This is a genomic window from Serratia sp. 14-2641, from assembly GCF_001692375.1.
In the GTDB taxonomy this organism is placed as follows: domain Bacteria; phylum Pseudomonadota; class Gammaproteobacteria; order Enterobacterales; family Enterobacteriaceae; genus Chania; species Chania fonticola_C.
Window position 1 is genome coordinate 71,614 of record NZ_LXKR01000005.1, and the last position, 13,419, is coordinate 85,032.

Annotated in this window: 12 protein-coding genes and 1 other annotated feature; of the genes, 3 read left to right on the forward strand and 9 right to left on the reverse strand. The window is 54.7% G+C overall.

The window, feature by feature from the left end; genetic code table 11:
* Positions 1-26 precede the first annotated feature (26 nt).
* The 5 genes from thrC to A6U95_RS04115 all read right to left on the reverse strand — a co-directional run bounded on the left by thrC (position 27) and on the right by A6U95_RS04115 (position 5,761).
* Positions 27-1,316: a threonine synthase gene (gene thrC / locus A6U95_RS04100; RefSeq protein WP_065683572.1), complete on the reverse strand. Its 1,290-nt coding sequence runs from the start codon at positions 1,314-1,316 to the stop codon at positions 27-29.
* Between the two features lie 3 nt (positions 1,317-1,319).
* Positions 1,320-2,249, reverse strand: coding sequence for a homoserine kinase (gene thrB, locus A6U95_RS04105; RefSeq protein ID WP_021179245.1), 930 nt, complete (start codon positions 2,247-2,249; stop codon positions 1,320-1,322).
* A gap of 1 nt (position 2,250) precedes the next feature.
* Positions 2,251-4,710, reverse strand: coding sequence for a bifunctional aspartate kinase/homoserine dehydrogenase I (thrA, locus tag A6U95_RS04110; RefSeq protein WP_065683573.1), 2,460 nt, complete (start codon positions 4,708-4,710; stop codon positions 2,251-2,253).
* Positions 4,711-4,735: 25 nt separating this feature from the next.
* Positions 4,736-4,854 (reverse strand) — a sequence feature (Thr leader region).
* On the reverse strand, positions 4,793-4,879 hold the full coding sequence (gene thrL, locus A6U95_RS29575; protein WP_071592991.1) for a thr operon leader peptide: 87 nt from the start codon (positions 4,877-4,879) through the stop codon (positions 4,793-4,795). Its footprint overlaps the feature before it by 62 nt.
* Positions 4,880-5,074: 195 nt before the next feature.
* Positions 5,075-5,761, reverse strand: coding sequence for a tRNA/rRNA methyltransferase (locus A6U95_RS04115; protein ID WP_065683574.1), 687 nt, complete (start codon positions 5,759-5,761; stop codon positions 5,075-5,077).
* A gap of 634 nt (positions 5,762-6,395) precedes the next feature.
* Here A6U95_RS04115 and arcA point away from each other — a divergent pair.
* Complete coding sequence (arcA, locus tag A6U95_RS04120) at positions 6,396-7,112, forward strand: two-component system response regulator ArcA (protein ID WP_024483588.1); 717 nt, start codon at positions 6,396-6,398, stop codon at positions 7,110-7,112.
* Positions 7,113-7,238: 126 nt separating this feature from the next.
* On the opposite strand, the gene creA is transcribed toward arcA, so the two are convergent.
* On the reverse strand, positions 7,239-7,718 hold the full coding sequence (gene creA / locus A6U95_RS04125; protein ID WP_021179241.1) for a protein CreA: 480 nt from the start codon (positions 7,716-7,718) through the stop codon (positions 7,239-7,241).
* A 342-nt stretch (positions 7,719-8,060) separates the two neighbouring features.
* Between creA and robA the strand changes: the two genes are divergently transcribed.
* On the forward strand, positions 8,061-8,930 hold the full coding sequence (robA, locus tag A6U95_RS04130) for an MDR efflux pump AcrAB transcriptional activator RobA (protein ID WP_024527222.1): 870 nt from the start codon (positions 8,061-8,063) through the stop codon (positions 8,928-8,930).
* Here the strand turns inward: robA and gpmB are convergent.
* Positions 8,927-9,574, reverse strand: coding sequence for a 2,3-diphosphoglycerate-dependent phosphoglycerate mutase GpmB (gene gpmB / locus A6U95_RS04135; RefSeq protein ID WP_021179239.1), 648 nt, complete (start codon positions 9,572-9,574; stop codon positions 8,927-8,929). The two genes, robA and gpmB, sit on opposite strands and share 4 nt — an antisense overlap.
* A gap of 127 nt (positions 9,575-9,701) precedes the next feature.
* Between gpmB and yjjX the strand changes: the two genes are divergently transcribed.
* Complete coding sequence (gene yjjX / locus A6U95_RS04140; RefSeq protein WP_065683575.1) at positions 9,702-10,247, forward strand: inosine/xanthosine triphosphatase; 546 nt, start codon at positions 9,702-9,704, stop codon at positions 10,245-10,247.
* 18 nt (positions 10,248-10,265) lie between these two features.
* Here yjjX and trpR read toward each other — a convergent pair whose 3' ends face one another.
* Positions 10,266-10,586 (reverse strand): trp operon repressor, encoded by a 321-nt coding sequence (gene trpR / locus A6U95_RS04145; protein WP_065683576.1) that lies wholly within the window; start codon positions 10,584-10,586, stop codon positions 10,266-10,268.
* 269 nt (positions 10,587-10,855) lie between these two features.
* Positions 10,856-12,775 (reverse strand): murein transglycosylase, encoded by a 1,920-nt coding sequence (gene sltY / locus A6U95_RS04150; RefSeq protein WP_139102324.1) that lies wholly within the window; start codon positions 12,773-12,775, stop codon positions 10,856-10,858.
* Positions 12,776-13,419 lie beyond the last annotated feature (644 nt).

A 13,419-nucleotide genomic window follows, 5' to 3' on the forward strand; every position in this document is an offset into this window, starting at 1 on the left:
CCCATTAGGAGAGGGAACGGGTTTTATCAGACTGGCAACGTCATCATGAATTGACGCAGCGCGGCAAAATCCGCCGCCATGTTATGCGACAACAGTGGCAACTGTGCGCGCACAGCCAAGGCCTGTGGTAACGGCAACTCCTGGCCGAGGATCTCTTCAACGCTTTCCTTGAACTTGGCCGGATGTGCCGTGCCCAGGAACAGACCAAACTCCCCTGCCTGCAATTGATCGCGCAGAACGCGGTAGGCGATCGCCGCATGAGGCTCTGAAAGGTAGCCCAAGGCAGCCAACTCCTTCATGGTTTCTTTGGTAGTTTCATCACTCACCGCGCCATGTGCCAACTCCTTCAACTGCCAGATTTTACGGCGGAACAGTTCTTCCACACGCGGCCAGTTGTTAGGCTGGCTGACGTCCATCGCATTGGATAACGTCGCCACGGTGGCGTTTGGCTGCCATTCACCAGTGGTCAGGAAGCGTGGCACGGTGTCGTTAGCATTGGTGGCGGCGATAAAGCGTTTCACCGGCAGCCCCAGGGATTTCGCCAGCAGCCCGGCGGTCAAGTCGCCAAAGTTGCCGCTTGGCACGGAAATCACCAACTGATTGCGGGCTTCCTGCGGCAGTTGCGCCACGGCTTCAAAGTAGTAGCAGATTTGCGCCAGCAGGCGGCTGATATTGATCGAGTTGGCCGAGTTCAGGTGAACGGCCTCTTTCAGTTCCTGATCGTCAAACGCCTGCTTCACCAACGCCTGGCAGGCGTCAAAGTCGCCATCGATAGCGATGGTGTGGATGTTGCCACCCAATGTGCAGAACAGCTTTTCCTGAAGCGAACTGATCTTGCCCTGTGGATAGAGGATCACCACGCGCACGTTTTTCAGGCCATAGAAGGCATGAGCAACGGCAGCGCCGGTATCACCGGAGGTTGCAGTCAAGATGGTCACTGGCTGATCGCCCGCAACTTCCGCCAGCATCTGCGCCATAAAGCGGCCGCCGAAGTCTTTAAACGCCAGCGTCGGGCCGTGGAACAGCTCCAGGCAGGCGACATCGCTCTCCACCTGTGCCACCGGGGCCGGGAACTCAAACGCGGCCTTCACCCGCTTGTACAGCGCCTCTTCGGCGATCTCGTCGCCAATAAAAGCGGACAGGATCTTGCTGCTGCGAGTGACAAAGTCCATCTCCAGCAACTTATCAATCTCGGTCAGTTCGAATTCTGGCAGTTCCAGCGGGAAAAACAGCCCTTGCTGCTTACCCAGGCCCTGTTTGATAGCCTGCGCGAAGCTGACCTGTTCGTTATGATCTTTCAGATTGTACAGTTTCATGCGTTATCCCAATAGTCGAGCGCCAGCGGTATCCAGGCGGCAAATATGAACAAAACCTTCGTCGTTTTGCAGGTAATGGTTGGTCAGCCAATCGGCCATGCGTTGCGCCGTTGCGCCGTCATCACAGACCGCAAACAGCGTCGGGCCGGAGCCGGAAATACCGCAGGCCAAGGCACCGATATCCTGTGAGGCTTTACGCGCTTCGGCAAAGCCTGGCAACAGGCGGGTGCGATAAGGCTCGGCAATCACGTCCTGCATCAGCTTGGCCGCCAGACGCGGTTGCTGAGTGTGACAAGCGTGAATAAAGCCCGCCAGATAACGGCCATGGCTGATACAGTCCTGGCGGCGGTATTGCGCGGGCAGAATGGCACGCGCCTCTGCGGTGGATACCTTGATGCCCGGATAGGCCATCACCCACAGCCAGTCTTTAAAGCCAGGCACTTCCTGGCTGATGATCCCTTCTTCTTCCAGCATCAGCTGCAAGCCGCCCAGATAGCAAGGCGCAACGTTATCGTAATGCACGCTGCCGGAAATACGCCCTTCCAGTTCGCCCATCAGGGCCAGCAGTTGCGTCTCGTTGAGCGGGCGATCGCAAAATTCGTTCATCGCCATCAGACCGGCCACCACCGAGCAAGCGCTGGATCCCAGCCCAGAGCCGATCGGCATGTTCTTCTCCAGCCGCATCGCTACCGGCACTTCACGGCCAATCGCCTGGCAGAAACGCTCCCAGCACTGGTAAACAATGTTCTCTTTAGGATCGCTCGGCAGCTTGCTGACAAAACGCCCGCCATTCTCCAGGCTGAAGCGGCTGGCCGCTTCTACACTGACGCAATCCCCCAGCAGCGTGCCGTCGATAGGGGAAACCGCAGCTCCCAGCACATCGAACCCGACGCTGACGTTACCAATTGAGGCCGGTGCATACACCTTAACCATATTAGACTCCCAACTTCCATGACAGTGTGCGCAACAGATCGGCAAATACCCCGGCCGCCGTCACATCATTACCGGCACCATAACCGCGCAGCACCAGCGGTAATGGCTGATAGTAACGGCTGTAGAAGGCCAGGGCGTTCTCACCGTTCTTCACTTTATACAACGGATCGTTGCCGTCTACCGCATCAATACGTACCAGGCAGCGGCCTTCTTCGATGGCACCCACATAACGCAGCACCTTACCTTCCGCGGCAGCAGCGGCCACACGGCGGTTAAATTCGGCATCCAACTCCGGCAGGCGGGCAATAAAGCTCTCCACATCACCGCTGGCATCAAACGACGGCGGTAGCACCGATTCGACTTCAATATCGCTCAGTTCAAGCGCATAGCCCGCTTCACGCGCCAGGATCAACAGCTTGCGAGCGACATCCATCCCCGAGAGGTCATCACGCGGATCTGGCTCGGTGTAACCGAGGGCCTTGGCCTGCAAGGTGGCCTCTGACAGCGACATCCCCTCATCCAGTTTACCGAAGATAAAGGACAGTGACCCCGACAGGATACCGGTGAAACGCACCAACTCATCGCCCGCATTGAGCAGGTTCTGCAGGTTTTCAATCACCGGCAGGCCCGCACCCACGTTGGTGTCATACAGGAATTTGCGGCGAGAACCGGCTGCTGCGGTGCGCAGTTGCTGGTAATAATTCATCGACGAGGTGTTGGCCTTCTTGTTTGGCGTTACCACGTGGAAACCATCGGCCAGGAAATCGGCATACTGATCGGCCACTGCCTGGCTGGAGGTACAGTCGACGATCACCGGATTGAGCAGGTGGCACTCTTTCACCAGGCGGATCAGGCGGCCCAGATTGAAAGGCTCTTTGGCTTCGGCCAGTTCGTCCCGCCAGCTTTCCAGCGAGATGCCGTGCACGTTGGTCAACATCGCCCTTGAGTTGGCAATGCCACAGATACGCAGATCGATGTGTTTTTGCTTCAGCCAAGGCTGCTGGCGATAAACCTGCTCGATCAGCGCCCCGCCGACGCCGCCGACGCCAATCACAAACACTTCGATCACCTGATCGGTGTTGAACAGCATCTGATGGCTGACGCGCACACCGGTGGTGGCGGAATCATTATCGACCACCACGGAGATTGAACGCTCGGAAGAGCCTTGAGCGATCGCCACGATATTGATGTTGGCGCGAGCCAAAGCAGAGAAGAAGCGCGCAGAGATGCCACGCAGGGTGCGCATACCGTCGCCGACGACCGAGATGATTGCCAGGCGCTCCATCACGTCCAGCGGCTCCAGCACGCCGTCTTTCAACTCCAGGTAGAATTCGTCCTCCAGGGCACGACGAGCGCGTTGCAGCTCGCTCTGGGGCACACAGAAGCTGATGCTGTATTCGGAAGAGGACTGGGTGATCAACACCACCGAGATCCCGGCGCGTGACATCACGGCAAACACACGTGCCGCCATGCCGACCATGCCTTTCATTCCTGGGCCGGACACGTTGATCATCGCCATATTGTTCAGATTGGTGATGCCCTTTACCGGCGTATCATCAGCCACGCTTTCGCCACCGATCAAGGTGCCGGGAGCTTGTGGGTTGGCGGTGTTTTTAATCAGGCAAGGGATTTGGAACTGGGCAATCGGGGTGATGGTACGCGGGTGGAGAACTTTGGCGCCGAAGTAGGAGAGCTCCATCGCCTCGCGGTAGGACATCGACTTCAATAGTCGGGCATCCGGCACGGTACGCGGATCGCAGGTATAAACCCCGTCCACATCGGTCCAGATCTCGCAACAGTCGGCACGCAGGCAAGCGGCCAGCACGGCGGCGGAATAATCGGAGCCGTTGCGCCCCAGCACGACCAGTTCGCCTTTGTCGTTACCGGCAGTAAAGCCCGCCATCAGGACGATATGGTCAGAAGGAATGGCCGCTGCAGCGATACGGAGAGTGGACTCGGCAATATCTACGGTCGACTCCAGATAGTGGCCCTGAGCCAGCAGCTTCTCTACCGGGTTAATCACCGTCACCGGGTAGCCCTTGGCTTTGAAGACGCCTTCCATGATGGCAATAGAAAGCTTTTCACCCCGGCAGATGATGGCCGCATTGACGCTATCCGGGCACTGCCCCAACAACGCCACGCCATGCAGTACCTGTTTGAGCTGCGCGAACTCCTGCTCGACCAGTGCCTTGAGGCGATCGTACTCAAAGCCAGGCAGCGCCTTGGCCAAACCGCTGAGCAGGTCGGCAAAGATACGCTCGGCGTCGCTCATGGTTGGCAGAATATCCTGGCCGGCTACCGTTTTTTCAATCATCGCCACCAGGTGATTGGTGATCTTGGCCGGTGCGGACAATACCGTGGCTACCTGTCCCTGGCGTGCATTGTTCTCCACGATATCGGCAACGCGCAGAAAACGTTCCGCATTCGCTACCGAGGTTCCACCAAATTTAAGCACTCGCATTTCTGTTATCTCCTGAATTTATGCCGAAAAAAAAGCCCGCACTGGTTAGGTGCGGGCTTTTTTCTTCTGTTTCCTGTACGCGTCAGCCCGCCCCGTTACCTGTGGTATCGGTGGTGGTAATAATTGTCGTATTCAGGCTGATGTTTCGCATTTTGTCTGTCTGTCTCATTAGAATCTCTGTCCCCTCTATTGGTTAAAGCAATCGTCTGGCCAAGTCAAATTATTTCTTTATTTTGCCTATTTACTGGCCACAGCGGGATCTGCGCGATGAAGCCGATAAAAAAACGGAATTGCAGAACAAAAAATCACAATGAAGCCGATTAAATAGTGAATAACACCAGACAAGCAACAGAAAACGCCTACATCACTTCGTCAGTTTTTTTTCAATATCATGCAGCAACCGGTGCAGCATGACAGTATCGCGCTGCTGCAACACCCCGAGCCGCTGGTGTAACCAATCGCGCAATTTTTGGTCATCTGCCACGTCCAGCGCCTGTAACAGGCGATCTGCCCGTTGCCGCAACGCGTTGAGCTGCCCGGCATCGGCTAGGGGGTCCTGCTGCGCGCTGACTGACATTAACTGCGCCAGTTGATAGCAATACACCATCACCGCCTGGCCGAGGTTCAGCGAAGGATAATCGGCCACCATCGGGACGCCGGTCAGCAGATCGGCCAACTCAAGCTCTTCATTGGTCAGGCCCGAGTCTTCACGGCCAAACACCAGTGCAGCCTGATGCACCCATTGCTGGCGTTCCGCCAACTGCTCCGTCAGTTGCTGAGGGGTACAGTAGTAATGGAAGCGTGCGCGGCTGCGAGCGGTGGTCGCAACGGTAAAGTCCACGTCTGCCAATGCCTCTTGCAGGGTAGAAAACGTCTGCACCGCATCCAGAATATCGCCAGCGCCGTGGGCGACCCAGCGGGCGGCGGGCTGCAGATGGGCCTCGCTGTCTACGATGCGCAATGAGGTGAAGCCCATGGTTTTCATCGCCCGCGCCGCTGCGCCAACATTTTCCGCCCGAGCGGGCGCGACTAACACGATATGAAGCTGCATCAAGACTCCAGAAAAATAAAGAGAATAGTTCTTTGACTGTTGGGATTTGTCTGATTATATTTACAAACGATTAACATCGTAAATGGTCTCTTGCTATAATATTATTAAATAGGCACTTCAACCTATAAAGCAGACGAAGCATTCATAACTACAGGTTAAATTTTAATTTTCATTAAAAACAAAGCACTGTATTTTCACCCTAAACAGTTAGCTTTCAATTGTAACGCATCGGCCCCAACAAAGCTGAATCGTTCACAGAATTTGACGATCTGTGACTTAACTTGGCAGTTCTGTAAGTGTTTTTCACAAAACTGTTAACGTGCTACAATTGAATTTGATATATGTCAACAAAGGGTAGTTTTGTTAGGTGATGAATTCGGCACACACTGTTATATTGCTGTTAATAGGGTTAGGATATGCGCCGTTTTGGCATCATTCGGGGTGGTAAAAAATAGCCCCCCACCCAGCTAGCGATCTTGTTGACATTGATGGAAAGCGCATCAAGAACGAGTTTACGTACTGTAGTCGTTTGGTAATTGAGGGAACGTGAGCGGTATCTCTGCCCTCCATGGAAGAACACCGAGACTGCTGTACTTCCTATTTTCTATTTTGTTGGCAATTTTAGGTAGCAAATATGCAGACCCCGCACATTCTGATTGTCGAAGACGAGTTAGTCACTCGTAACACCCTGAAGAGCATTTTCGAGGCGGAAGGCTACATTGTTCATGAAGCCAATGACGGTGCAGAAATGCACAACATCCTGTCCGAAAATGATATCAACCTGGTTATCATGGATATCAACCTGCCAGGCAAGAACGGCCTGTTGCTGGCGCGTGAACTACGCGAACAAGCCAGCGTCGCGCTGATGTTCCTGACCGGTCGTGATAATGAAGTCGATAAAATCCTTGGCCTGGAAATCGGCGCCGATGACTATATCACCAAACCGTTCAACCCACGCGAACTGACCATCCGTGCGCGCAACCTGCTGTCACGCACCATGAATCTGGGTAGCGTCGGCGAAGAGCGCAAGCTGGTTGAGAGCTACAAGTTCAACGGTTGGGAGCTGGACATCAACAGCCGTTCTCTGATCGGCCCTGCTGGCGAGCAGTACAAACTGCCACGCAGCGAATTCCGCGCCATGCTGCACTTCTGTGAAAACCCGGGCAAGATCCAGTCCCGTGGTGAGTTGCTGAAGAAAATGACTGGCCGTGAGTTGAAGCCGCATGACCGTACCGTAGACGTGACCATCCGTCGTATTCGTAAGCACTTCGAATCCACGCCGGACACGCCGGAAATCATTGCCACCATTCATGGTGAAGGTTACCGCTTCTGCGGCGATCTGGAAGAATAAGCCTGTCTTAACGTCACAGGTTAAAAAGGGTTCAGCTTGCTGAACCCTTTTTTATTGAGACCAGACGCGATGCCATCTGAATGGGCTCACAACGTAGGGGGGCGCTGTATACTGCGCCCGTCTGGATTACTTGGCTTCACCCCAAGGGATGATTGGCACCGCGCTCAGGGCATTTTTCGGTGAACCATCTACCACCCGATCGGAATAGCTCAGGTAGATCAGCGCATTGCGATTGGCATCATAAAAACGCACTACCTGCAGCTTTTTGAACACCAAAGAGGTGCGCTTCTGGAACACCACGGTTCCCTCCGCCTTGCCCTTTTTAATCTTGTCGCTCAGCTCGATCGGCCCAACCTGCTGGCAAGAAATGGCGGCATCCGAGGTATCCTCTGCCAGCCCTAACCCACCCTTTATCCCACCGGTTTTAGCCCGGCTGATATAACAAGTTACATTTTTCACATCGGGATCGTCGAACGCTTCCACCACAATTTTATGATCTGGACCAAACAGTTTGAACACCGTATCGACCGATCCTACCTGTTCCGCCTGCGCGCTATTAACCGTTGCGCAAACCAGACCGAACAAAAATATCCATCCTTTTTTCATTCACTTAACTCCAATAGAACAGCGTGTTAAATCACAGGGCTGCTAATAAGAACGCCGATGCTTCAGGTCATAGAAATGGGTTTTCCTCGGCCCAGGCAGCTCTTTTTAGCACAGAGAGCGAAAAAAATCTTTGGGAGTCGTGGAGGAAAAAAGTTGCTATTATGCGGCATCGTCATCGCTTAATGCCTGTTAACACCAGTTTTCCCCCGCTTCCCGCAACGCATATCGCAAAAGCGCCGTATGTAATGCAACTGATTGATCAATAAGTCAGTGAGCATCAGGTATCAGCATGACAAATCAAACAGTTCGGGTTCCGAACCTGAAGCTCTACGAGGAAGATCTATGGATCAAGCCGGTATCATTCGTGATCTGCTTAGCTGGCTGGAAAGCCATTTGGACCAACCTTTGTCACTGGATAACGTGGCGGCAAAAGCGGGTTACTCTAAATGGCATCTGCAACGGATGTTTAAGGATATCACTGGGAACGCCATCGGCGCCTATATTCGGGCAAGAAGATTGTCCAAAGCCGCCGTCGCATTACGCCTCACCAGTCGGCCTATTCTGGATATTGCTTTGCAGTATCGTTTCGACTCACAGCAGACCTTCACTCGCGCATTCAAAAAACAGTTTGCGCAAACCCCGGCGCTGTATCGCCGTTCAGAAGACTGGAACGCCTTCGGCATGTGCCCGCCAATACGTCTGGGCGCCTTTACGCTGCCACATCCAGAGTTTGTCACGCTACCAGAGCTGGACCTGATCGGCCTGACGCAGAGCTACTCCTGTACGTTAGAGCAAATCTCCAACTTCCGCTCCGAGCTCCGTACCCAATTCTGGCAACAGTACCTGGGGCAGATAGAAACCCTGCCACCGGTGCTTTACGGCCTGCACCACTCGCGGCCAAGCCAGGAAAAAGACGACGAGCAGGAAGTGCTGTATACCACTGCCCTGGAGGCGCAACACGTTCCGACCAAGGTGCAGGAAGGCCAGCCGATCACGCTGCAGGGCGGTGAATATGCCATGTTCAGCTATCAGGGGCCAGCATCCGGCCTGCAGGACTTTATCCTGATACTGTACGGCACTTGCCTGCCAGCATTGGAACTGACCCGCCGCAAAGGGCACGATATTGAGCGCTTCTATCCGCAAGGTGACCGGCGTCCGCCTCAGCCACCCAGCGAGATCCGTTGCGACTATCTGATCCCGATCCGCCGTTAGCGCTGTAGCTCATCCAACGCGGGCATGTCCAGATGCGAGATATCGCCCGCGCTTTCCACAATCCAGCCTGGAGCCAACCAGGGGCTTTGCTGATAGTCGACGCGTGACAACGAGCAGTTGCGCAAACGCAGACGGCGCTCTGCATAGGCCGGTAACCCTAACACTGTCCCGATCAGGCACCCCAGTGCGATACCGTGGCTGACAATCAACGGCTTGCTGCCCTGTGGCAGTTTCAGGCACTCTGTCAGCGCCGCATGCATCCGCGTGGCCAACTCCGTCATAGATTCACCTTGAGGGATACGGCCGTCAGCAGTACCATCGACCATCTGTTTACGCCACAGCTCTTCCTGCGGTGTCAGGCTGTCGATCAAACGTTCTTCCAGAACGCCCATATGCAGTTCACGCAGCCGGGCATCTACCATAACGTCGCAACCGCAAGCGTCCGCAATGATTTGCGCGGTCTGACGGGTGCGGCCCAGATCGCTGGAAATCACGTGCGTCACGCCCTCGCGGCTAACGCGTTTGCCAACCAGATGAGCCTGGTGAACGCCAGTGGCGGTTAATGGGCTGTCGGATTGGCCCTGAATGCGGCGTGCTGCGTTCCATTCCGTTTCGCCGTGGCGAACGAGGTATACCTGTAACATTATGCTTTTCCGTTATACTGCGTGAAACTTGAGTTTATCTGTGGCTCGTGCCTTGCACTACGCATAACTTGCCGCCATCAAAAATCATGGCAAGACACAGCCCCACTTTAAGGAAGCTAAAGCCGTTATGTATCATGTTATCGCTGCAACTACCAACCCGGCAAAGATCAGGGCTATTCAACTGGCTTTTGAAGATACCTTTGGCGCAGACCAATGCCGCATAGAATCGGTTGACGTCGCCAGCGGCGTTTCACTGCAACCCATTGGCAATACCGAAACCCGTACCGGCGCACGCCAGCGCGTGATGGAAGCCCGGCAGGTGCGGCCAGAAGCCGACTTTTGGGTCGGAGTAGAAGCCGGGATCGAAGAAAATATGACGTTCGCCTGGATGACGGTAGAAAACCCGACGACCCGTGGCGAATCGCGTTCTGCCAGCCTGATGCTGCCAGAATCAATTTTACAGGGTATTCGGGCTGGTCGCGAGTTAGGCGATGAAATGACCTTGATCACCGGCAATAGCGAAGTCAAACGTCAGGGGGGAGCGATCGGTATCTTTACCGACGGTCGGCTGAGCCGCACCAGCGTTTACCATCAGGCGCTGCTGCTGGCACTGGTGCCGTTCCACAATCCGATCTACCGCAGCCACAACAGCAATAATACGCCGCAGCAATAAGCCACCGGGGTGATGGCGTCACCCCAGTAGTTGCTGTTCCAGCCACTGTTTCAGCGCTGGCGTCGCCATCTTCAGGCTGTTTGACCCTCTGGTGATGGTTGCGATACCTGCCCCGAGCTCATTCTTCAGCTCGCGCTGGCTCATTTCGCCACGCATCAGTTCCTGAATAATCCGCACCCGTGTCCCCAGCGCAGTTCGCTCATCCGGCGTCAGCAGCAGTTGCATCAACTGTTGGTGCAGATCCTGATCGAACGAGCTCTGCAGCAGTGCGACAAAGCGCAGCCAATCTTCATTGCCTTGTTCTGAAAGAGCGGGGTCGTTTAGCGATAATTGCGTCATGCCAGCCACCATACTATTTAACTAGTACAGCAGCATAGCATAGACCAGGTAGCCGTCAAAATGCCGCTAACGCTAAGCTAAATAGCTGCATGTATTGGTGCAACAGGTGGGGCCATGCAGAACGCCGACACGCCGTAAACTCATCCCTGAGGGCTCGAATCGCGCATCCTTGCGCTCAACGGTCGGCTAACCTGCCTGGCTCCCACCTGCCTCTGACTTTCGTGGTGCGGTATTAAACACAGTTATTTAGGTAACTATCTTATCGAGAATTAGTAGCGTCTTTGCCACTCGGCATCCGTCAATACCTTCGCTGGTCGATGCATGAAGTAACGATAAAATGCGTCATAGGCCAACACGTTCTTCACGTAAGAACGGGTTTCCGAGAACGGAATGCTTTCCACAAACGCCACGGCATCCACCCGGCCATCGGTATTGCCTAACCAGGTATTCACCCGTGATGGGCCAGCGTTATAGGCCGCAGACGCAAGAATACGGTTACGACCAAATTGCTGATACACCGACTCCAGATAGCTGGTACCAATGGTGATATTGGTTTGCGGATCAAACAGCTGGCTCGGGCTGCTGTAGCCTGGGATGCCGAACAGATCCACCGTATGTTTCGCGGTGCGCGGCATGACCTGCATCAAACCTGCGGCCCCGACCGGCGACTGCGCTTTCGGGTTCCAGGCGCTCTCCTGGCGGGCTATCGCCATGGCATAGCTCGGCGTAATGCCTTTATCTTCGGTAGCACGGCGGAATTCCTGCGGCCAGGCCATCGGGAAACGTTCTTCAAGATGATCCCACAGTTTGCCAACAATGGTCGCCTGTACGCTTAGATCGGCCCATTTCTGCTCAAAGGCATAGCGGGCCAGCGCTTCCTGCTCCGGGCGGCTGCGGCTGGCGACGAATGAGCTCCACTCGCTGCGCGCCAGGTTATCCATATTCCAGTACATCAGTTCACGCACCCGGGCAATCTCTGGGCCACTCACCAGATCGGCGCGCGGTTTTGCCGCCACGGCGACCATCACCGGATAAGGCACCTGCAGTTTTTGCGCCGCCACCATCGGGTAGAAGCCGCGTTCATTCATCAGGCTACGCAGTATCGCTTCCCCTTCGCTGCGTTTACCTTCATCGATCATTACACTGGCACGCCAGTAGCGCCATTCGTCCTTGTTACGCGATTCTTCAGGCAGACGTGCCAGCCAGGTTTTCAGCCCCTGACGATCGCCCACGCCCAGCGCCATACGCACGCGGCGCTCCAGCAAGGCTGGCTGTTGGCTGCGCAGGATCACCCGATCACGCCATTGAGTCTGCTCAAAGGTGGCATCATTGCCCATCAACCGCCAGGCTACCTCTTCCTCCATTGCCAACTTCTCGCTTTCGCTCATTTTCTGCAGGCGGGCCAGCGTTGGGATCATGGCTCGAGCATTTTCTACGTCCTGACGGGCAAGACGGGCGAATACGATGGTGGTAGCCGAACGGGTAAAATCTGTGGGGCCGACGCTACGGGCAAAGGCTTCCAGCGTGGCGGGATCGTTTTGCAACCGTACCAGCGCATCCCCCATGGTCTGATAATCGCTTGGCAGTTGGCGGTACAGGTAGTTCACCAGGCCGCTGTTGCCCTCTTTCAGCGCCAGTTTCATCCGCGCCAGCGTGTTCAACGGCGTTTGCTTACCGGCAGCCTGCCAGACGCTGAACAGCTTATCGCAGGAGCCAGGCAAGGTTTTACCGCTCATCCAGATATCATCGGCACCGGCCCAAGCTGCCTGCTGATCGCCGGTGGCCCACTTGGCGTAATAGAAATTACAGCGCGCCGCGACCGGTTTCGGCTCTTGCGGGCTGAAGGCCAGCAGGGTAGTCCAATCCTGACGGCTCGCCAGCTCGTTCACGAAACGGGCAGAGAGCGATTTTGCGGGTGGCAACGTAGGATGCGACCGCAAAAACTGCTGGACCTGAGCCGCACTGGCCGTGCTGAGATCCTGCGTCAACTGGCGATACTCCAGATAAGGATACAGGGGGTAATCCTGCAGCGTTGGCATCAGTTGCGCCACCACGTCCATCTGTTTACTGTCCCAGGCCTGCTTGATTTGCAGATAACGCTGGCGTTCGCCGTCCAGCGAGTCTGCCAATGTTGCACCAGAAAATGCCGTCAGGCACAGGCCTACAGCCCACAACCGCCATTTGTCCACCTTGACCATACTTACTCTTTCCTCGCTGGGTTAGCTTGCCAGAACCGATCCACCCCGCTGCCGCGACGCGTCAGCAGCCAACGGGCCAGTGGATCCTGCTCTGCGAGTGTCTCACGCCCCACCGTGTGAAGCCACGCTGGGAACAAAACTGTGCCGCCACCATTGGCTGGCATCAGGTATTAATCATAGACAGCAAAAACGTGTATCCATTCATTACTTTATAACAAGTTTATCAGCGTAGATGAAAACCACGCTGTCAGACTATCGCATCAGGCAGAACAGCAAGACGACGTTTTGAAAAATCATGGGATTATGGGAAATTTTTTCATCACACAATAACGCCAGTGTTCTATAGTTTTCTATGCAGACACGAGTTTTTCTATACAAAAAATGACGTTACAGAGACATTAATAGAGAAACATTTTCTCACTGATTAAAACAATTCCTATTACTTTGTTTTTATTATCTCAGATCAAAAACTCAAGTTTGCGATTATTTACTATCACGCGGCAGATAATTGACCATCCACTAACTGAAATTATTACCATTCACGTCTGTGTGACAGAAAACAATGGAATATCAACCCGGCAAAAGGGCTGCCGACACAGATGGGGACTTAGATTCGAACGACTTTAAGGAGAGGC

Excerpts from the sequence above, each read along its gene's own strand:
- thrC (WP_065683572.1), bottom strand. The coding sequence starts at position 1,316 with ATGAAACTGTACAATCTGAAAGATCATAACGAACAGGTCAGCTTCGCG.
- thrB (WP_021179245.1), bottom strand. The coding sequence starts at position 2,249 with ATGGTTAAGGTGTATGCACCGGCCTCAATTGGTAACGTCAGCGTCGGG.
- thrA (WP_065683573.1), bottom strand. The coding sequence starts at position 4,710 with ATGCGAGTGCTTAAATTTGGTGGAACCTCGGTAGCGAATGCGGAACGT.
- thrL (WP_071592991.1), bottom strand. The coding sequence starts at position 4,879 with ATGAGACAGACAGACAAAATGCGAAACATCAGCCTGAATACGACAATT.
- A6U95_RS04115 (WP_065683574.1), bottom strand. The coding sequence starts at position 5,761 with ATGCAGCTTCATATCGTGTTAGTCGCGCCCGCTCGGGCGGAAAATGTT.
- arcA (WP_024483588.1), top strand. The coding sequence starts at position 6,396 with ATGCAGACCCCGCACATTCTGATTGTCGAAGACGAGTTAGTCACTCGT.
- creA (WP_021179241.1), bottom strand. The coding sequence starts at position 7,718 with ATGAAAAAAGGATGGATATTTTTGTTCGGTCTGGTTTGCGCAACGGTT.
- robA (WP_024527222.1), top strand. The coding sequence starts at position 8,061 with ATGGATCAAGCCGGTATCATTCGTGATCTGCTTAGCTGGCTGGAAAGC.
- gpmB (WP_021179239.1), bottom strand. The coding sequence starts at position 9,574 with ATGTTACAGGTATACCTCGTTCGCCACGGCGAAACGGAATGGAACGCA.
- yjjX (WP_065683575.1), top strand. The coding sequence starts at position 9,702 with ATGTATCATGTTATCGCTGCAACTACCAACCCGGCAAAGATCAGGGCT.
- trpR (WP_065683576.1), bottom strand. The coding sequence starts at position 10,586 with ATGACGCAATTATCGCTAAACGACCCCGCTCTTTCAGAACAAGGCAAT.